Raw genomic sequence first — 19,451 nt, 5'->3', positions numbered from 1 at the left:
GTTAAACACGGAAGTTTTTTTTAATGAAATCAGGCAGCAGGCTACTTGAGGAGATTGAGATAATCGATGGTGCCATCGCCGGTAACGGGGTTTAGGGGGAGAACAATGTGAAAGGTGGATCCGGGAAATTGGTCGGGATTGTAGCCGGGCGACTCCACCCAGATTTCACCGCCATGCATCTCCACAATTCCCTTGGAGATAGAAAGCCCGAGCCCTGCTCCCCGGGCCTTGAAGGCCACTTTTCCCGAGCTGTGCTCCTCGATGTTCCCCGCTTCGTAGAACTTGTCGAAAATCCTGAGCTGGTCGTCAATGTCAATGCCAATGCCCGTGTCCGCCACGGTAATCTCCACATAGAGGTGCTGATCCTTGCCGATGTTGACTACCGGCTGGATCATCTCCGCCGATGGCGATTGCTTGGAACGCAGGAGGTACTTGGCCCGCGTGGAGACCGTAATCCTTCCCCCGTCGGGCGTGAACTTGATGGCGTTGCCAATGACGTTCGAAAGAAGCTGCATGAGCCTCACCGTATCCCCCTTGACGGGAGGAACGGAATCATCGAGCTCGAGGACCAGCTGCTGCTTGCGCATGGATACGAAGAAACGGAGTTCGTTCAGCGAATCCTCCACGAGGCGGTTCACGTCCACTTCGTCGAGTTTGAGTTGCAGCCTCTTCTCATCGATCATCGAAATATCGACCATATCCTTGACGATGCTGTCAAGGCGCGCAGCGGCATTGGCTATGTTGTTAACCATGTCGAGGACATTGGGGTCGACCTTGCCCGGCAAATCCGTAAGGATAAGCTCCGAATAACCCATGATGACGGTCAGGGGCGTTTTGAGCTCGTGGGATGCAATGCCAAGGAACGAATCCTTCATCTTGTTAAGCCGGGCCAGATCCGCCGCGCTCTTTTCCAGGTTGAAGAGAATCTCCCGCTCGCGGGTTACGTCGCGAATGATGGCCTGAATGAGTTTCTCAGCACCGATGGTGATGATGTTGGCGTGAATGAGGCCGACGACCAGTTCCCCATCCTTCCGGTAAAACCTGATCTCCTCAGCCACATGCCTCCCCTTCCCTGCCTCCTGGAAAAAATTGTAGACGATGGGGGTATTCTGGGTGCCCACCAGGGTAAGCATCCGGCTGAGGGAAAGCCCGACGAATTCGTCGGCATCGTGTCCGAAGAAGTCTTCTGCCATCTTGTTGACCATCTTGACTATGTCGTTCTCGTCGATGACTACAATGGCGTCACTGGCGTCAGCGAGAAGGGACTTGTAGAGCTCTTCCGATTTTTCCAGATCAAGGCTCAGGCTTTCAAGTTTCAGGTACGAGGAGTGAAGGTCGGTGTGGATATTCTCCAATTCCTGGTAATTGCGTCTGATCTCCTCTTCACGGTTTTTGAGGGCTTCGGACATGATGTTTACGTTACTGGCCAAATCATTGAATTCACCGACAGGCAATTCCTCGATCCGGTGTTCAAAATCACCCTCTGACACCTTCTTGACCCCGCCGAGCAGGGCAGCAATGGGCTGGCCAATGCTTCTTTTGACGAAGATCACCACCAGTGAGAATGAGATCAGAAACACAATGGCGAGCAGAACAAGAGAGCGCAGAACTATTGCCTGCACCTTCTCGGATACGACGTGCACCGAGAAACCAATATGTACAAGGGCGACCTGCTTGCCGTCAGGGGAACGGACCGGAGTAACGGTGTCGTAGTAGGAACCGTCCTCCCCGATGAGGTGAATGTTCTGATCAAGGCGGGTCGTCAATGATTTCTTTATAATGTCCAAACGGAGATTGCGGTAGACGGGATCGTTAAGGTGGAGGATTTTCCCCTCATTGTCGGTGATAATGCAGTAGGCTATCTCGGGGCTTGATGTGACAACCTCGCGGCATTTATCGCTCAGGTCATCAATATCCCGGACATCCAGACCGAGTCCCACCACCTTCTCGATGTTTGCCCGAAGGGAAGAGCCGAGACTCTGGGACCTGAGGATAAGCGCCTGAACATAATCCCTCCTGAACCCCACGATGTCCATTCCCGAATTAACGGTAATCGTGAGAAAAAGGATAATGACGGCAAAAAGGATAATCCTTCTTTCAAGGGTTTTCTTCATGGAGTATATCAAGAAAGCGAAGGTGGTGAGCTTGTTTTCACGGGGGCATACTATCACATTTCACCGGTACAACGACCACTAAAATACCACCACATATGTTTTTCATGGTACTCGCCCTTTCTCTTCGGTCCCGTTCAGCGTCGACCTTTCAGAGGACAAAAGAGTTGACGTGTCATAAACTTCTTGATTATTATGGAGAAGTTTACAAACAAAGTTTCCTAATTTGTTTACACATCAATCAACAGGAGGGTTCAATGGCTCTAAGGGTTGCAATCAACGGTTTCGGCAGAATCGGGCGTTCCGTGCTCCGTGCAGCGATCAAGGAGAAAGGCATAGAGTTCGTCGCCATTAACGATCTCACCGATGCCAAGACCCTCGCACATCTGCTCAAGTATGACTCCGTGCATGGCATTTTCCCCGGCAAGGTCGAAGCTGGCGACGGCGAAATCATCGTCAACGGTAAACCGATCAAGGTTCTTGCCGTAAGGAACCCAGAAGAACTCCCCTGGAAAAAAGAAAAAGTCGATGTGGTCCTCGAGGCCACCGGCCTTTTCACCTCCCGCGAAAAGGCCGAACTGCACCTGAAGGCCGGCGCCAAGAAGGTAATCATCTCCGCTCCCGCCACCAACGAAGACATCACCATCGTCATGGGTGTCAACAGCCACCTCTATGATCCAAAGAAGCATAACATCATCTCCAATGCATCCTGCACCACCAACTGTCTCGCCCCCGTGGCCAAGGTGCTTCACGAGACTTTCGGCATCGAGAAGGGCCTGGTAACGACGGTTCATTCCTACACCAACGACCAGCAGATCCTCGACCTGCCCCATAAGGATCTGCGGCGGGCTCGCGCCGCCGCCATGTCGATGATCCCCACTTCCACCGGTGCCGCCAAGGCGGTCTCCCTTGTTCTGCCGGAACTTAAAGGGAAACTGGACGGCATGGCAATCCGGGTGCCGACCCCCAACGTCTCGGTCGTGGACCTGGTTGTGACCCTCGCGAAGAAAGCCGACGCAGACAAGGTCAACGCGGCCTTCAGCAAAGCCTCGAAGGGTTCCCTCAAAAATATTCTCGGCTACGAGGAACAGCCCCTCGTCTCCATCGACTTCAACGGTGATGCCCGTTCTTCCATTGTTGACGCCGGCTGCACCAAGGTGATCGAAGGGAACATGGTCAAGGTCCTCTCCTGGTATGACAACGAGACCGGCTTCTCCCACCGTGTTGTCGACCTTATGAAACTCATCGCGCAGTAATCACCCATCACCTACAAAGGGGGGAACTCGTTCCCCCCTTTTTTTATGCATTTGTCGCCGTTATTACACAACATCTGGACCGCAACGGTTTCAGGAGGTTTCCATGGCAATCCGCTACATAAACGAAATCGACAACCTTCACGGGAAAAAGGTATTCATCAGGGTCGACTTCAACGTTCCCCTCGACGAAAACCAGAATATAACCGAAGACACCCGGATCAGGGCTGTCCTCCCCACCATCAACTATGCCCTGGACGCCGGCGCCAAGGTTATTCTCGCCTCCCACCTTGGCCGCCCAAAAGGAGAACGCAAGCCCAAGTATTCCATGGCGCCGGCTGCCAAACGTCTCTCCCGTCTCCTCAACAAGGATGTGCCGCTGGCCCCTGACTGCATCGGCGACGACGTCAAGAAGATGATCGACGCCTTGAACCCGGGTGATGTTCTCCTGCTCGAAAACGTCCGTTTCTACGAAGGTGAAGAGAAAAACGACGACGGCTTCGCCAAAGCCCTGGCCAACAGTTGCGACATCTACATCAACGACGCCTTCGCCGTCTCCCACCGGGCCCACGCATCCGTTGAAGCCATCACGAAGTTTTTCCCCATCGTCGCTGCCGGTTTCCTCATGAAAAATGAGATGAACTACTTCGAAAAGGCGATGCAGACGCCAATCCGACCGTTGGTCGCCATCCTCGGAGGTGCTAAGGTGTCGGGTAAACTGGAAGTCCTTGAGAGCCTGGTCAATAAAGTTGATAAAATCATCATTGGCGGAGGTATGGCCTTCACCTTCCTCAAGGCCCTCGGCTACAACGTTGGCAAGTCACTGGTGGAAGAAGACCTGTTGGAGACCGCCCGCAACACTTATTCCAAGGCCCGTGAAAAGGGGGTCAAGTTCTACCTGCCGGTGGACTGCGTTGCGGCCGACCGCTTCAACCCCGAGGCTGAAACCAAAGTGACCACCATTCAGGAAATCCCCGAAGAGTGGATGGCACTCGACATCGGCCCGGCTACCGTAACTCTCTTCGGCGAGGCGCTCCAGAACGCAAAGACCATCATCTGGAACGGCCCCATGGGGGTTTTCGAGATGGACGCCTTCTCGCGCGGCACCTTCGCCATGGTTTCAGCGGTGGCCAACTCCTACGCCCTCACCATCGTCGGCGGCGGCGATACTGACTCGGCCGTTCACCGCGCCGGCGAATATGCCAAGATCAGCTACATCTCCACCGGTGGCGGCGCTTTCCTGGAGCTCTTGGAAGGGAAGCATCTTCCCGGGATCAAGGTTCTGGAAGAAAACGGCAAGTAACTTGAACGGAGTGAACCCATGAGAACACCGATCATTGCGGGAAACTGGAAACTCTTCAAAAAAAGCAGCGAGGCAGTCGACCTCGTCATGAACCTTGCCCCGCTTGTCAAGTCGGTCGGCGGAGTCGAGATTATTGTCGCACCGGTTTTTACGGTGCTTGCCACCGTAAAGCGAGCAATAGCCGGATCCACTATCAAGCTCGCAGCACAAGACTGTTTCTGGGAAGAGGAAGGTGCCTTCACCGGTGAAATATCCCCCGGTATGCTCGTCGACGCCGGGTGCAGCCATGTGATCATCGGCCACTCGGAGCGGCGGCAATATTTCGGCGAAACAAATGAAACCGTCAACCGCAAGAGCAAGGCTGCCCTGGCAGCGGGGCTCACCGTCCTCTTTTGCATTGGCGAAACGCTCGCTGAACGGGAAGCTGACAAGACTTTCGATGTGCTCAGGACCCAGGTTCGTGACGGATTGACCGGTCTCACGAAGGAAAATCTGGCCAGGATCGCCATCGCTTACGAACCGGTCTGGGCTATCGGAACCGGCAAGACCGCCACCGAAGATCAGGCCCAGGAGGCTCACGCCTTTATCCGGGGTGTCGTGGCCGAACTCTACGATCACCCCACTGCCGATGCCATACGCATACTCTACGGAGGAAGCGTGAAACCCGAAAACATAAAGGGACTCATGGCCCAGTCCGATATCGATGGAGCTTTGGTTGGGGGTGCGAGCCTCAAGGCTGACTCATTTAGTGCCATCGTCAACTACGGAGCGTAGCCAACGGACAATTCCCTCTTGGCAATTTCCGGCTGATGTGCTACTTATTCCAGGTTGCTAATATTTTCTGGAGAACATGGCCCATGACAATTTTACTCACGATTCTACATATCCTTGTATGCATCGCCCTTATCGCAGTCGTCCTGCTTCAGTCGGGTAAGGGAGCGGAAATGGGTGCCTCATTCGGCGCAGGGGGAAGCCAGTCGGTATTCGGTGCAGGCGGAGGCACCACCTTCATGAGCAAACTCACAACGGGTGCGGCAATCATTTTCATGCTCACTTCACTTACCCTTGCCTACCTGTCTGGAAAGGCGGAAACCTCTTCAATCATGCCAAAGGGTGCCGTCGCACCTGCCCAGCAGAAACCGGCCACGCCATCCACAGCGCAACCGGTTCAAACACAGCAGGCGCCCGCTCAATCAACTCCGGTGCAGCAACAAGCACCTCAAACTGCACCCGCACCAACTCTCCCTGTAAAATAGTTAGTGATAAAAAAACTTATTGACAGACAATAACTGAAAATGCTAAATAATTGGTCCTTGCCGAAGTGGTGGAATTGGTAGACACACCATCTTGAGGGGGTGGCGGGCAATTGCTCGTGCGAGTTCGAGTCTCGCCTTCGGCACCAAGTAAATGCGAAACCCGTTGATTTTCAACGGGTTTTTTCGTGTTCAAAAAGCTCCCCTGACAGCACCTGGTCCTGTCAGGGGAGCTTTTTATGTTATTGAGGCGAAGAGCAACTTACTAGTGCAGGGTATGGGTTCCACTTGAGATGCGTGGGCACCAGATTCTGAAGATCAGGTGCCCAAAGGGAACGAATCTTCAACCAGCTAATTGGCCGTATTGTGAACGGAACTCGAGCATCTGACGGTGAAATAGAATGTCGCGCCTTTCTTTGGTTCACCCTCAGCCCAGATCTTGCCCCCGTGTCTGGAGATGATCCGTTGTACTGAAGCCAAACCGACGCCGGTCCCGCCAAACTCATCGATTCCGTGCAGTCTCTGAAACGGGATGAATAGCTTATGGACATAGGCCATGTCGAAACCGATGCCATTGTCGCGTACGAAATAGACCGTTTCGCCATTGCAGGTGCGGCTTCCGAATTCGATCTTCGGGCTTGGCTCCTTACTGGTATACTTCCATGCATTGCCGAGGAGATTTTCCAGCGCGAGCCGGATGAGGATTGGGTCACCTTCGTCCTCAAGGTTTTCGGCTATGATGAATTCCGCCCGGCGATCAGGATCGTGCTCGCGTAGTTCGTCGACGATACCATGGACGAGGTGACTAAGATCGACCCTCTCCCGATGCAATTCTCTGCGTGTAACCCGGGAGAGCTCGAGAAGGTCGTTAATCAGTTGCCCCATCCTCACGGTTGCTGAACCCATCCGCACGAGGTAGCTCTGCCCGGCTTCATCCAGCCTGTCGGAATACTCTTCAAGAAGGATGTTGCTGAAACCGTTTATACCGCGCAGAGGCGTGCTCAGATCGTGCGCAACAGAATAGCAGAAGGCTTCAAGCTCGCGGTTGGAGGCCTCGAGCTCGGCGGTGCGCTCCAGCACTCGCTGTTCCAATTCATCGTTCAGCCGGCGAATCAGTTCGTTCTGTGCCTTGGACTGCCTTTCGTGGGTGATTCGAGCGATGCAGTCATTGACTGCCTCAAAGAGCATTTTATGGTCGATGGGTTTCAGCACATACCTGCTGATCCCCATTTTGATGGCCTCCAGCAGGTATTCTGTTTCACTGCACGCAGAAATGACGATAATACTCGCAGTGGAATTAACTCCCCGTATTTCGCGGGCCATCTGGATGCCGTCCATGACCGGCATGCGGATGTCGGTCAGGATGATATCCGGACTGAGCTCCTTGAACAGCTCCAGCCCGGCCATGCCGTTTTCTGCGGTATGGATTTCCACGGCGGGGAACTTCCTTATCAGTACCCCACTGAGCAGCTCTCTTATTTCAGGTTCATCTTCCACATACAGTAGTGAAAGTTGAGAGCCCGGGCAATTCAAGGGTTCCATTTCAGACCTCAATCCTGAATTCTGCACCGTTCCCGACATTGTGAGCGGCAAGCGCGCCGTTCATGTTCTTTTCGATGATGATTTTCGACATGAACAGACCGACCCCCGTCCCCTTATCCGGCCCTCTGGTGGTGAAATACGGATCGAAGATCTTGTCCATGATCTCTTCCGAAATGCCACCAGCGTTATCGGCAATAATGACGACGGCCTTGTCGTCTTTCGTGTCTATTGTGATCGTCACGCGCGGATTGTCAACTTTGCGCTCTTCGATGGCATCCCTGGCATTCAGCAGGATATTGATCAGCACCTGGGAGAATTCGTTAGGGTAGCCATGGATGACGGGATCACCCATTGCTCGCGTCTCGATCGTGATCATGGAACTGGTAAAGCTTCCTTCGATGATGGATAGAGCCCTGGAGACAGCATCGCAGACCTTGAATGATACCTTTTCCTTATCGGGCCTGAAGAAGTTTCTGAAATCGTCAATGGTCTGTGACATGTGAAAGATTACCTGCATGGCTTTGTTTGAACTGACCTTCAGGTCCTCTGCGTTTATCTCGCCCCGATCACTGCTTTCCGGCAACCCCTGGACGATAAGTCCCAACAGGTTAAGCGGCTGCCGCCATTGGTGAGCGATGTTGCCGATCATCTCCCCCATGGCCGCCTGACGGCTTTGGATGATGAGGAGACGTTCCTTGTCGCGGAGTTCTTCTCCCGTTTGCTGGTGATCGGCAATTTCCTCCTCCAATGCCGCAATGGTCTCTTCAAGTTCATCATTCAGGCTACGGGCTTTTTCCTCGGCACGTTTGCGTTCCTCGACCTCCAGGCGCAACGCAGCAACGCTATTCCGCAGGTTGGCATCGGCTGACTGGAGCCTTTCCGTCATCTCGTTGAAGGCTCTGGCCAGACGTCCCAGTTCATCGTCAGCCACTGGCTCAACCCGGTGATCCAGGTTCCCGGCAGCCACAATTTCCGTCCCGCTCCGCAATCTGGCGATGGATGCAATGATGCTTCTGGAACTGAGAGCGGAGATGACGCTGATCACTGACGCAAGCGCAATAAACAATACAATAACACTGAAGTTGAATCTTTCCCGTATTGAGGCAAGCTCGTGCTGCTTTTTGTTGGCAAGGTGCACAGCGGCGGTGAACATTTCGCGCGCCTTGATGAGGAGAACCCCTGAAAGGCGCTCGCTCCGTTCATCTGGTTGCCCAGCGTTGCCGACCTCATTACGGGTGTCGAGATCATTGCTCAACAGGGTGAAAATATACCCCATTTCCCTGTGTACCCGACGCAACTTTTCCCTCAGTTGTTCGTTTCCCCTGTCAGCAAAACGCTTCTCTGCAAGACGTTTCCCAATGGCATCGTGCTTTGTGAGCCACTGGTCCTTGATCTGGCGTTCCTGATAGATAAGGTAGCGGTCAGACAGGAAGTTCAGGTCGAAAACATCCTGAGCAAGGGTAGTGGCAAACTGCAACTCCTTCCTATGGTCTCGGAGGTGCCTGTCCTTGTGGATGACATAAAGGCTGAACAACAAGGCCACAGCGAGGGGGAGGATGGCTATGGCCGCCAGGCGTTTCCGGATGGACATAGGAGGCTACCTCATCACCGTAACCGCAGCGGGGTTGATGCGGTGCAGGGCATCCAGATAAAAGAAGTTCTGAAAGTTCGGCATCTCCCGGGCCGTGGTCTTGTTCTGCTTCATCGCCCATCGCGCCTGGTTTTCCAGGGTCATGAGCAAGGTATGGTCAAGGGAAAGGTCAAACTCATAGTCGGTCCAGACCTCTTTAAGCTGCGCCGGGTCAAGCCGAAATGCCTCCATGGCCACCTTCTGCGCCCCGTCAGGATTACTCGCGATGTAGTTGTTTGCGCGATAAAGGGCCTTGACGAATTTATTGATCGAGTCCTTGTGTTCGACAACAAAATCCCTGGTGGCGACAACATTCCAATTCATTTGGTATGTTTCCTCACCAAGGAATCTGATGCCGTTATCCCCCAGGTTCTTCAGCAGTTTTGCGGTGTATTGGTTCCAGGTAGAGACCGCATCAACCCTGCCGGAGAGCAGGACATCCACCGTTTCGCCCGGCTTCAGGGCGACAATGGTAATCGCTGTGCGTGGAATACCGTGCATAATGAGAAATTCGTCCAGTAAGAATTCACTGGTGGTTCCGGGTATGAGACCGACGATTTTCCCCCGAAGCTGGTCGGGTGTGGTGATTCCTCTGTCCTTCCTCGCCACGATACTGTTTTCCCTGCCGCTCTTGCAGATCGTGGCAAATATTTGTATATCCGCCCCCTCCAGGGTGGCTAACACAATGGGCAGGTCCGCCACCGTCGCAAAATGTGCCTCTCCGCGATGTACTGCCGCCAGGGCGTCCTTCCCGGCGGGATAGAATTTGATCTCAACATCAAGCCCTTCCCGGGCGAAAAAACCCTGTTGGTGGGCGACTAAAGCTGGAACGGAATCGAGCACCGCGGCAACGGCGAAAATCAGGCGCTCGGGCGGTCGGGCAACCTTTCCCGGCCCTGTTGTCTTCAAATTGATGGCAACGAAAATCCCGCCAATGATGACGGCGACCGCTCCCAAAATGATGGCCATTCTCTTTGTCTTGGGCACTGATGAGATCCTATCCCGTATTGCGGTTCAAAAGATCGGTTGGTTTTTCGGCACGCTGTCGTCAACAGTTCCATTTCAGATCACAATCCTGAATTCTGCGCCTTCCCCGGTGTTGCGTACGGTAAGCGTGCCATCCATGTTTTTTTCGATGATGGTTTTAGCTATGAAGAGCCCGAGCCCTGTTCCCTTGCTCGGTCCCTTTGATGTGAAGTACGGATCGAATACTTTCCCGAGGATCTCCTTATCAATACCGCCGGCGTTGTCGGCAATGGTGACCACCACCCGGTTGCTTTCCGCGATCATCCTTACCATGACGCGTGGTCCGTCTACCTTTCGCTCTTCAAGGACATCACGGGCATTCATGAGGATATTGAGGAGCGCCTGGGAGAATTCATTGGGATACCCGTTGATGGACAGATCCCTTGAACAGTCGAACGAAACCTGTATCCCGAGACTCTGGAGGTTCTCTCCGATAAGGGAGAGGGCGTTATTGATTACCGGCTTCACCTCGAACCGGACCTTTTCCTTGTCCGGCCTAAAAAAATTCCTGAAGTCGTCAATGGTCTGCGACATATGGAATATCAGCTGCATTGCCCTGTTGACTCTTTCGTCTAGGTGCTCTTTGGTGAGTTCCCCCGACTCTTCACTCATGGAGAGCCCCTGGATGATGAGCCCCAGCGTATTCAACGGCTGCCGCCACTGGTGCGCGATATTGCCGATCATCTCCCCCATGGCCGCCAGGCGGCCCTGATGGATGAGAAGCTGCTCTTGTTCACGGAGCGTCTCCAGGGCCTGGATGCGGTCCGAACTTTCTTTCCGCAAGTCATTAAGTGTCGTGGCAAGCTCCCAGGTGCGCTCCGCAACCTTCCGCTCCAGATCATCGTGGGCCGCCTGCAACGCTACAGCAGCCCTCTTGCGTTCGGTAATGTCCCTGGAGATTCCGGTCGTGCCGATGACCGTGCCGTTCTGGTCAAAGCGGGGCGCCTTGAAAGTCTCGAACCACCTTTCCCCGCCGTTCTCAACAATGTGTTCCTCGACTAACTTTCTCTGGCCGCTCTCCATGACTTCCTGATCGTCGGCACGGAATGCCTCGGCCATGTGCGCCGGCCAGAGGTCAAGGTCCGTTTTCCCGATGACCTCTTTCGGCGATGCGCAGCCACAGGCTGTAGCAAATGGCCAGTTCGCCTTCACGTAACGGCCTTCCGTGTCTTTGAGCCAGGCACGGTAGGGGATATTGTCAAGGATGGCATACACGTCGAGCTGGCTCTTCATAACCACGTTCTCCAGCTCTTTGCGCTCGGTTATGTCCATAAAGGCGCCGACGGCGCCACATGGCCTTCCTTCTTTATCTCGCACCGTTGCCGCGGAACAATACAGATTCAGACGCGTCCCATCCTCCCGTACAATGTCGAGAGTTTCTCCGACAACGGGTTCACCGCGGACCGCCTGTTGCATGGGCAATTCTGAAGGAGGAAGTTCCTTGCCATCCTTCAGAACCCGATATCTGGCCGAGTTGAATGCGTTTTTGGAAAGTTCACCGCCGCCCGGTACGCCGAGCAGTTTTTCCAGGGCTGGGTTGCCCCGAATGATGGCGCCCTCTGGATCGTTGGTGATGGCCAGACCGATGGGTGACGTGTCAAGGATGAGCTGCGATTCGGCTACCCGCTGCTCCAATTCCCGATTTAACTGTAAAATTCTTTCCTCTGCCTTCTTGGTCTCCGTGATGTCTTCGGAGAAAATGACAATTCCACCCACCTGGTCTGACGAGTCGTACCAGGGATGAATCTCCCACCGTATCCACTGCACCGAGCCGTCCACCCGCTCGAAACGGTCTCCTTCCGCCCGCAGTTCCTCGCCTGCCAACCCGCGACGATGGGCCTCTTTCCACTCCTCGGGAATCTCCGGAAAGACTTCATAGTGACATTCACCGCGCAGATCACGATCACCGAGCCCGTAGTCGCTCAGCCAGCGTCGACTGGCGCTCAGGTAGCGCATGTCACGATCAAACATCGCCAGTTCTGCCGGAGCGTGTTCGATGAAGAGCCGCAGCCGTTCCTCGTTTTCCCGTAATGCCTTTTCGGCCTGCCTGATATCGGTGATGTCGTGGATATAGAAGCGCACGACAGTGAACTGGGGTGTAAGGAAAATGGTCTCGCGGAAGGCCCTTGTCCCGATGGAAACCTCGCGAAAATGGGTTGCTTCGCTTCTCCTGTCCCAATTGCGTAGAATGTCGTCCAGATCAGCAGGAACAAACAGGCCGGCATCGCCCCCTGCGCCAATGCTCTCCAGAATCTTCTGCGTGGCCGGATTACAGAAGGTGACCGTACCGAGGTAATCGGTCTCGATGATCGGGTTCGGATTGAACTGCGGGAAGTAGGAAAGATGCCTAATTCGCTCATCCGCTCGCTTCCGGTCGGTGATGTCGGTGATGAACGAATAGTAATAGAGGGGCTTGCCAGTGTCATCCTTCTTGAGGTGGGCGAGAAGTTCGACCGGTACCCGTGAGCCGTCCTTGCGGCAGTATTCCTTTTCGTACTTTACGGGCTCGCCAGTGCGGCAAAGCTCTGCCAGCTTTGCCTGTTCCGTCTTCTGCCATTCTGGCGGGGTGAGAGCCCAGGTCCAGTCCATAGCCTGTAATTCTTCCCTGCTGTAGCCGGTTAGGCGCTCGAAGGCTCTGTTGACGTGGCCGATTCTGCCGTCCAAATGGCCGATGCCGAAGGGCTGTTGAGAGTCTTCCAGCAGTTCGGCAAGGATGCGAACCTCCCCTTCTCTTCTCGGCCCCTTGTCCGAATGCTCCTTGCTCTGCGCATTCGAACAGGTATCGTCATCGGCGCATAAATTTTTGCAGTCACCCTTCAAAAGCTACCCCTCTCTATCCCTTAGAGGAAAAAATTAATGGTATAAGCGGCGGAAAAACCGAGTACAAACCCCCCATCCAATGCCGGATCGAAAGCCCTGAAAAATGCCTAGAACGTCTTCCAGGTGCCCATGGAGAAGAGATACGCCCTCGAGTTGTTAAAGGGGGATCCGGACTGTTACCGCCATGCGATCAAGTTTGTCATGGCAGGTAACAAGCTCTACGAGAAGATGGCAACGAAGGAGCCCAATTCCGCGACATCAAGGATTCTCCTGACGCTGGCCGATAATAATAAGACGCGACCGTCATTATGTTAACAAAATTAATGGATAAACGCTTGTTGTCAATGCCTGGGCTCGGACAGTCCCGGAGGATTACCCATGCGTCATCGATCCGCCTGGCCAGCTCTCCCGCTTTGTGGAGACGAATATAGGATGGGAGTATGGAGAAACCAGCGGTCCAACACGACATGGCGGGCAAACCAGCCGCTGGCGAGGAGTCTGGCCCCGAGAAAACGCAGAAGACCGGAGGAAATGGGCGAAGAGGGAATTCCCATGCTTTCGCCGCCAAAACGGGTGACCAGCCGTGCCGCGTAGGGCTCCAGGTTGGCGCGGCGATAATCGCCATCGGCCGCCAGGATGGTATCCGCGGCCAGAAGGGCCGACTCGATCGCGGGGAGGATACCCTCGCCACTCTGGGGCTGGGCAAGCCCGGCCGCGTCACCGACCAGCAGCGCGCCATCACTCACACAGGTGCGTCCCCCCTGCCCCCCGTACAAGAGATAGGGATGGCCCCGGAACCGTCCGGCAAGGCCTGCCGGCAGATCACCCCGCTGCTCGAGAAAAACGCAAAAATCCCGCATATGGCGGCCGAGATGCTTCCGGTCCATCCGTCCCAGGCCAACATTGAGAAAGCTCCCCTTCCGGAAAAGCCATCCGTAGCCTTTCATGTCCCGGCAGAAAAAGAGTGCCGGCGTATCGGCAGGGGTGCGGCAGAGGTGCTCCTGGTCCGGGTCCATGGCAATCTCTGCTGCCTGGGCAGCAATTACCTCCTCTCTGCCGATTTGTGCGCCCAGGAGGCGTGCCACCGGGCAGAAATGCCCCCCAGCACCCACCACGAGCCGGGCCCTGATGCGCCCGTTCACGATCCACCCCCCGTCGTGCCGTGCCAGCGCTGACACCGGTTCACCCATCGACTGGCGAACAGCACACAGCTGCAGGAGGTAATGATCAAACTCGTAGCGCCGGATGCCGAAGCTGACGGTCGTGCCGTACCGGGTAACCACTTCGGATCCATTGATGAGGCCGGTGCGGAAGGTGGTGATCTCCTGGAGCACCCGTCCCCGGCGGTATTCCTCCGGATCAATCGCCAGTGTTGCCAGCACCGCCGGCGTTATCCAGCCGGCACACGGCTTGTCCCGTGGAAACGTCGCCTTGTCCAGCAGCAGCACATCAAGCCCCGCCTGTCGCAGCTTCCCGGCACAGGTCGATCCTGCCGGTCCGCCGCCGACGACAAGAACATCGCAGGTATCCATCAGGACTTCCCTGGGGGAGCAGTGAGATGGGAGCGGGTCAGGGGAACCAGGTTGTTGGTGGGACGCGAGAATACGACCTGGAAAAGTTGCAGGGCACCGATAGTGAAATTCGCGATGCATCCGGACAGGTAGAGTCGCCAGGCCCGGATAAAGCATTCGTCAAACATCTCTCGGACCCGGTTCTGGTTCTGTTCAAAACGCTCAAGCCAGTGTTCGCACGTTTTTGCATAGTGCAGCCGCAGGTTTTCCACGTCCAGGACGGTGAATTCCCAAGGCTCGAACAGTGCCATCATTTCTCGCAGCGTCGGAGGGTAGCTCCCGGGAAAAATACGCTTCAGGAACCAGGGGCTCATCGGTGTCGCCGTATTTTGCCCGATGGTGTGGATCAGGCCGAGCCCCTCTTCTCTCAGGGAACGGTCGATCACTGCGCCGAGCTCCCGGTAATGGTCAGGCCCCACATGTTCCAGCATTCCCACCGAGACGAACGCGTCATAGGTTCCCGTAATGTTGCGATAATCGTCCTCCATATACTCGACCTGCCCCTCAAGCCCTTCGGCCTTGGCGCGCTCCCGCGCGTAGGCGATCTGCTCGCGGGAGATGTTGTACGCCTTGACTCTGACCCCGTAACGCCTGGCCATGTACCGTGCCAGTGCGCCCCAGCCGCAGCCCGCTTCCACCACGGTCTGCCCCTTCTGCAGGCGCAGTTTGCGGCAGACCAGATCCATCTTGGCAATCTGGGCATCTTCCAGTGACGCGGCTGGGTCCGGAAAGTAGGCGCAGGTATAGAGCATTTCCGCGTCAAGCCAAAGCTCGTAAAACGCATTACCAATATCGTAGTGGTGATGGATATTCTTCTTCGCTCCCGAGAGGGAATTCAGTTTCGGTTGATTGCGGCGGTACGCGGCAGGATCGGGAGTACGCCGGAAGTTGGGCGTTTGGGCCATGGCCCGGTAGACGGTTTCCATGAACGCCACCAGCCCCCCTTCTACCTCGATACGGCCGGCGCAATAATCATCACCGAAGTGGAGAAGAGGATTGGTCAAAAGCCGCCACAGAGTGGCCCGGTTGCGAATCACCATACCGACAGCGGGGGTGGAGTTGGATGGAGCAATTTCTTTACCATCCCACAAAACCATGCGTAAAGAGGGCTCACCAATGGCTTGCAGAAATTTGCGCGCTATCAATACATCGACACCGTAAACCCTGCCACCGGTGTTCGCCTTATCGTTTCTGGAAGGAAACGGTAAGGCAACTGCGTTTGCCTTGGGAACTTTCATAGCATTTACCCTTAACCGGAGTTAATACACACTAATTGTGTCGGCGCGCAGCTATAAGTCAAGAGGGTAAATTTGTTTGGCAGACGAAGTATTCCAATGAAGGTCTAGGGGATTCCGAGGAGTTGTGCCTACCGGCAAAAAAGGGATGCGAAGATTACCGGACCGAACACTCGATGGCTGGAGGGATGAGTTGTCACAGCTGGCGGAGAAATGTGCTCAATGCTGCGAAATAGGCTTCTTCGTTGGCCGACAGTATGGTGTTATGGTCGCCCCGGTCGAAGATAAGCAGCTCTTTCGGTTACCCCAGTGCCAGGATCGGCCACAGTTTCTCGGCGTAGCGCCTGCCAGCCTCGTCATCACTGACCAGCTCGATTCCGTCGGCCCCCTTGATTCCGAGCCCCAGTTCCACCGCCCGAGCGATCTGCTCCTGGGCAAAGACCGGTCGCTCCATGATCGCTCGGTTGCTTCCCAGCTCTTTGAGAATAGCCACACCAACCGCGTCAACGGCAATCCGGTCGGTGCCGGCAAGGATCACGTCGGCCCGCTTCTTCGGCCCCTCCATCGGCCCTTTGTCGACAAAGGCCTCAATCCCGTCGAGGAGGATCAGGGCCGGGGCATAGGGATGGTTCACCTCGGCGATCATCTTGCGCTGACTGAAAAACGAGGTGTGCAGCTCCCGCATGTTCTTCTTGTGGACCATGCCGACCGAGAGTTTGAGGGACATGGTAAAGACACCGCCATAGCCGTGGGTCTTGAGGCAGCAGGTTGATACGACGCACTCGGCATCGAGGACCGGCTTGGCAAACAGGAAGCCATCGAACCAGTGGCTTTCCGGTGCATCCACCTTCACCCAACCCTCCGGAGGCAACTCCTCGAAGTTGATCAGGTCGATTCGCAGCCGTCGGCAGAGATCGTAGATCCCCTTGTCCTGAAGAACATCGCGGGTATCGGGCGGGCCGCTCCGCTCGCCAATGGTGATCTCCCGGGCTCCCATCTCCCGCAACTCGGCCACCAGATGAATCAGGGTATCGTTGTGGGTCGAGGCGGGATAGGGATCGGCGGTGTTGAAGTTCGGTTTCAGGAGCACCCGCTTACCGGCCACCGACTTGTCCCCCAGGAGACGAATCGCCCGACTGACTCCTGCGGCTCGGTCCCCGGTCTTTACCAGGGCAACCCGCGTCTTCGCCTTCGCCGCTGTCGACGTCGGCCTCTGGGCCGCCTCCACTAGTGGTCCCGCATCAACCATCATGCCGAGCGCCCCTCCTGCCATGGTGATCATGAATTCGCGCCGATTCATAGTCTCCTCCGTCCGGGTAGCGTACGGTGGCACCTGGACACAGGGAAAGTCTAGCGCGGGAAGATCAGATGGCAAGGACGGGATGGATGCGGGCGGCAATCGTGCGTTAAGCCTCCCGATATCTTCGGTTGGTTTTCAACCTTGATTCGAGGCGTTTCTGCTTACTGCAGGCATTGAAACACCCCCATGCACCAGAGACACGAACCGCACGGTTCCGACCTGATGTGGCAATCCTGCTCGAACTCATCGACCTGAACATAATCGCACGGTGCGAGCTTGCAGCTGAAACAGTGGGGATAGTCGTAGAGAAGCACGTTCTCGCGGAATTCACGGAATGGCTTGTCGTTCCAGATGTCGAGGATTCCACGCATGGCCAAGGAGCCGAAGGCCCGCGGCCGTACCATCTGATTCCATCCCTGCACGTGGCACTGGTAGTTATGCCAGAGAAAATAACAGGGGTGGACGTTGCCGTCCCATGAGACGAAAGCCCCGCCCCCCTCCACGAACTCGCACCGCCGCATCTGCCGGGGAACCAGTTCCGGCAGCTTCAGATCAATTCCCTCTTCGATCGCTACGGCACGGCCCTTGTCAAAGATCTCTGTCGCCTCCGCGAACCATTCTTCATCCCTTGCCAGGAGTTTCTCCAGATTGATGAATATGTTCCGGGAAAGGGCGTGCTCCTTCATTCTGGCGACAAAATCGACGATGCGCTGCTCTTCGGGAGTCCGACTGTATCGCCACGCCACCTCCCCATAGCGCCGAAGATCAATCCCTTCTTGACATGCAATCTGCTTCCATTCCTCGAAAAGGGCCACTGCCTCATCCGTATTGTTGTCGTAGGCAACGTGGGAGATGTGGGCCTCATCGTAGGGAACCAGCTGGGTCACGAGGGCAAAGGAAGCACCTCGGCGGGCCGCCCACCGGATGACTTCGGGGAGTTCCCGGATGTTGTCCCTCATGACAACGAACTCTATCCCGATTTCCAGCCGGGAAGCCAGATGCACTTCCCGAGCGGCAGTCAGGGCACGGAAGGCCTGCTCTATATCTCCCACCTCCCCACCCTCGCGAAGCCGTCGAAAAGTTTCGGGAGATGCAGCATCCATGGAGATGCAGATCCGGTCGAGCCCGGCCTCCACCAGGGACACTGCCCTCCCCTCGTTCAGCAGGAGGCCGTTGCTCTGGAAACCGATCCACCCCGTCGCCGGCATCAGTTCCTTGGCCCTGCGGATGAATGATTCAAGCTTCGGGTGGAGGAGCGGTTCGCCGATGCCGTTGAGAATGAGCGCTTCAAGGTGGGGAAAAGCAGGGGTCAGGGCGGAGAAGATCTCGTCCGCCATGACTCCCTCGGTCATGCCGTGGTGTTTGGTCTGCTTGACGCACATGGCGCAGCCGAGGTTGCAGTGGGTCGTCACCTCGACGAAGAGTTTGGAAGGATGATTGCGACGTGCGGGGCTTTCATCAGGGGACTGGGTCATGGTTTCCGTCCTGATCTGCTCAGAACTCCTGTGGCATTGCCTTGACTTGGGCGGCGGTGAACACCGGGCCGTCCTTGCAGACATAGACGTTGCCCACGTTGCAGCGGCCGCACTTGCCCAGGCCGCACTTCATCCGGTTCTCCAGGGTCGTGTAGATGGCGTCGTCGCTGAACCCGAGCCGCTCCAGCACCGGGAGGGTGAACTTGATCATGACGGGGGGGCCGCAGACAAGGGCAATGGTGTTGTCGGCCGAGGGGGCTGCCTCTTCCAGCACTGTGGGGACGAAGCCGACGTGTCCGTCCCACGCGGGGGAGTTGCCGCCGGGATCCACGGTCTTCACCAGGCGCACGTCGCCCCGCTCCTGCCACTCTTTCAGCTCCCGCTGGTAGACCAGATCCCCCTCGGTGCGGGCGCCGTAGACGATGGTGATGTCACCGAACTTCTCCCGCCAGTCGAGGCACTGCCAGATGAGGGTCCGCAAGGGGGGGAGCGCAATCCCCCCGGCCACAAAGACGAGATTCTTGCCCAAGAACTCCTCGATGGGAAAGGAGTTGCCGTAGGGGCCCCGCACGCCAATGGCGTCGCCCACCTCCAGGCTTCTGAGCGCCTCGGTGACCCGCCCCACGGCCCGGAAGCAGCACTCGATGTACCCCTTGCGGGTGGGGGCCGAGGCGATGCAGAAGGTGGCCTCCCCGGCCCCGAAGGCCGAGTACTCGGCGAACTGCCCGGCCCGGAAGGAGAAGTTCTCGCGCACCTCGTCATCCTGGAACACGAGGCGGAAGGTGCGGATATCGGCGGTCTCGTCGACAATCTCCGCGATGGTGGCGAGCTGGGGGAGGTAGATGTTTTTGCTGTGATCGCACATGGAGAAAACCTTTTTTAATAACACGGAGCAACTGAGCAACGGAGAAAAACAAAATCAACTTCGTATA

Annotated in this window: 14 protein-coding genes and 1 tRNA gene; 5 read left to right on the top strand and 10 right to left on the bottom strand. The window is 56.0% G+C overall.

The genetic code is table 11. The features are described from left to right. Positions 1 to 41 precede the first annotated feature (41 nt). Positions 42 to 2,114: an ATP-binding protein gene (locus tag RCH91_RS11640; RefSeq protein ID WP_306535115.1), complete on the bottom strand. Its 2,073-nt coding sequence runs from the start codon at positions 2,112 to 2,114 to the stop codon at positions 42 to 44. A gap of 254 nt (positions 2,115 to 2,368) precedes the next feature. Here RCH91_RS11640 and gap point away from each other — a divergent pair, with 254 nt between their 5' ends. The 5 genes from gap to RCH91_RS11615 all read left to right on the top strand — a co-directional run bounded on the left by gap (position 2,369) and on the right by RCH91_RS11615 (position 6,069). Next, on the top strand, positions 2,369 to 3,367 hold the full coding sequence (gap, locus tag RCH91_RS11635) for a type I glyceraldehyde-3-phosphate dehydrogenase (RefSeq protein WP_306535113.1): 999 nt from the start codon (positions 2,369 to 2,371) through the stop codon (positions 3,365 to 3,367). Between the two features lie 103 nt (positions 3,368 to 3,470). Beyond that, positions 3,471 to 4,667 (top strand): phosphoglycerate kinase, encoded by a 1,197-nt coding sequence (gene pgk, locus RCH91_RS11630; RefSeq protein WP_306535111.1) that lies wholly within the window; start codon positions 3,471 to 3,473, stop codon positions 4,665 to 4,667. An 18-nt stretch (positions 4,668 to 4,685) separates the two neighbouring features. Continuing rightward, positions 4,686 to 5,441 (top strand): triose-phosphate isomerase, encoded by a 756-nt coding sequence (gene tpiA, locus RCH91_RS11625; protein ID WP_306535110.1) that lies wholly within the window; start codon positions 4,686 to 4,688, stop codon positions 5,439 to 5,441. An 83-nt stretch (positions 5,442 to 5,524) separates the two neighbouring features. Next, a complete protein-coding gene (gene secG / locus RCH91_RS11620) occupies positions 5,525 to 5,923 on the top strand; it encodes a preprotein translocase subunit SecG (protein ID WP_306535109.1) in 399 nt (132 codons plus the stop codon). Between the two features lie 59 nt (positions 5,924 to 5,982). Then, positions 5,983 to 6,069: transfer RNA gene (locus RCH91_RS11615), tRNA-Leu, on the top strand. Between the two features lie 202 nt (positions 6,070 to 6,271). Here RCH91_RS11615 and RCH91_RS11610 read toward each other — a convergent pair. From RCH91_RS11610 to RCH91_RS11570, 9 genes are all read right to left on the bottom strand, one after another. After that, positions 6,272 to 7,462, bottom strand: coding sequence for a response regulator (locus tag RCH91_RS11610; RefSeq protein WP_306535108.1), 1,191 nt, complete (start codon positions 7,460 to 7,462; stop codon positions 6,272 to 6,274). Between the two features lies 1 nt (position 7,463). Then, on the bottom strand, positions 7,464 to 9,053 hold the full coding sequence (locus RCH91_RS11605; RefSeq protein WP_306535107.1) for a sensor histidine kinase: 1,590 nt from the start codon (positions 9,051 to 9,053) through the stop codon (positions 7,464 to 7,466). Between the two features lie 6 nt (positions 9,054 to 9,059). Further along, positions 9,060 to 10,061 (bottom strand): ABC transporter substrate-binding protein, encoded by a 1,002-nt coding sequence (locus tag RCH91_RS11600; protein ID WP_306535106.1) that lies wholly within the window; start codon positions 10,059 to 10,061, stop codon positions 9,060 to 9,062. Between the two features lie 93 nt (positions 10,062 to 10,154). Continuing rightward, a complete protein-coding gene (locus tag RCH91_RS11595; protein ID WP_306535105.1) occupies positions 10,155 to 12,938 on the bottom strand; it encodes a PAS domain S-box protein in 2,784 nt (927 codons plus the stop codon). Positions 12,939 to 13,321: 383 nt separating this feature from the next. Continuing rightward, positions 13,322 to 14,470, bottom strand: a complete 1,149-nt coding sequence (locus RCH91_RS11590) for an NAD(P)/FAD-dependent oxidoreductase (protein ID WP_306535104.1) — start codon at positions 14,468 to 14,470, stop codon at positions 13,322 to 13,324. After that, positions 14,470 to 15,549: a cyclopropane-fatty-acyl-phospholipid synthase family protein gene (locus RCH91_RS11585; RefSeq protein ID WP_306535103.1), complete on the bottom strand. Its 1,080-nt coding sequence runs from the start codon at positions 15,547 to 15,549 to the stop codon at positions 14,470 to 14,472. The genes RCH91_RS11590 and RCH91_RS11585 overlap by 1 nt, the downstream gene beginning before the upstream one ends. Positions 15,550 to 16,045: 496 nt before the next feature. Next, on the bottom strand, positions 16,046 to 17,044 hold the full coding sequence (locus RCH91_RS11580) for a DUF362 domain-containing protein (RefSeq protein ID WP_306535102.1): 999 nt from the start codon (positions 17,042 to 17,044) through the stop codon (positions 16,046 to 16,048). 161 nt (positions 17,045 to 17,205) lie between these two features. Further along, a complete protein-coding gene (locus RCH91_RS11575; protein WP_306535101.1) occupies positions 17,206 to 18,519 on the bottom strand; it encodes a radical SAM/SPASM domain-containing protein in 1,314 nt (437 codons plus the stop codon). Between the two features lie 19 nt (positions 18,520 to 18,538). After that, complete coding sequence (locus tag RCH91_RS11570; RefSeq protein ID WP_306535100.1) at positions 18,539 to 19,384, bottom strand: FAD/NAD(P)-binding protein; 846 nt, start codon at positions 19,382 to 19,384, stop codon at positions 18,539 to 18,541. Positions 19,385 to 19,451: the final 67 nt, after the last annotated feature.

The sequence above is a fragment of the Geobacter sp. genome (genome assembly GCF_030834625.1).
GTDB lineage: Bacteria > Desulfobacterota > Desulfuromonadia > Geobacterales > Geobacteraceae > Geobacter.
The sequence above is the reverse complement of the archived record's forward strand: the minus strand, read 5'-3'. Positions and strand labels throughout refer to the sequence as shown.

Bases quoted from the DNA above. Each gene is read 5' to 3' on its own strand.
- RCH91_RS11640 (WP_306535115.1), bottom strand. From the start codon at position 2,114: ATGAAGAAAACCCTTGAAAGAAGGATTATCCTTTTTGCCGTCATTATC.
- gap (WP_306535113.1), top strand. From the start codon at position 2,369: ATGGCTCTAAGGGTTGCAATCAACGGTTTCGGCAGAATCGGGCGTTCC.
- pgk (WP_306535111.1), top strand. From the start codon at position 3,471: ATGGCAATCCGCTACATAAACGAAATCGACAACCTTCACGGGAAAAAG.
- tpiA (WP_306535110.1), top strand. From the start codon at position 4,686: ATGAGAACACCGATCATTGCGGGAAACTGGAAACTCTTCAAAAAAAGC.
- secG (WP_306535109.1), top strand. From the start codon at position 5,525: ATGACAATTTTACTCACGATTCTACATATCCTTGTATGCATCGCCCTT.
- RCH91_RS11610 (WP_306535108.1), bottom strand. From the start codon at position 7,462: ATGGAACCCTTGAATTGCCCGGGCTCTCAACTTTCACTACTGTATGTG.
- RCH91_RS11605 (WP_306535107.1), bottom strand. From the start codon at position 9,053: ATGTCCATCCGGAAACGCCTGGCGGCCATAGCCATCCTCCCCCTCGCT.
- RCH91_RS11600 (WP_306535106.1), bottom strand. From the start codon at position 10,061: ATGGCCATCATTTTGGGAGCGGTCGCCGTCATCATTGGCGGGATTTTC.
- RCH91_RS11590 (WP_306535104.1), bottom strand. From the start codon at position 14,470: ATGGATACCTGCGATGTTCTTGTCGTCGGCGGCGGACCGGCAGGATCG.
- RCH91_RS11585 (WP_306535103.1), bottom strand. From the start codon at position 15,549: ATGGTGATTCGCAACCGGGCCACTCTGTGGCGGCTTTTGACCAATCCT.
- RCH91_RS11580 (WP_306535102.1), bottom strand. From the start codon at position 17,044: ATGAATCGGCGCGAATTCATGATCACCATGGCAGGAGGGGCGCTCGGC.
- RCH91_RS11575 (WP_306535101.1), bottom strand. From the start codon at position 18,519: ATGACCCAGTCCCCTGATGAAAGCCCCGCACGTCGCAATCATCCTTCC.
- RCH91_RS11570 (WP_306535100.1), bottom strand. From the start codon at position 19,384: ATGTGCGATCACAGCAAAAACATCTACCTCCCCCAGCTCGCCACCATC.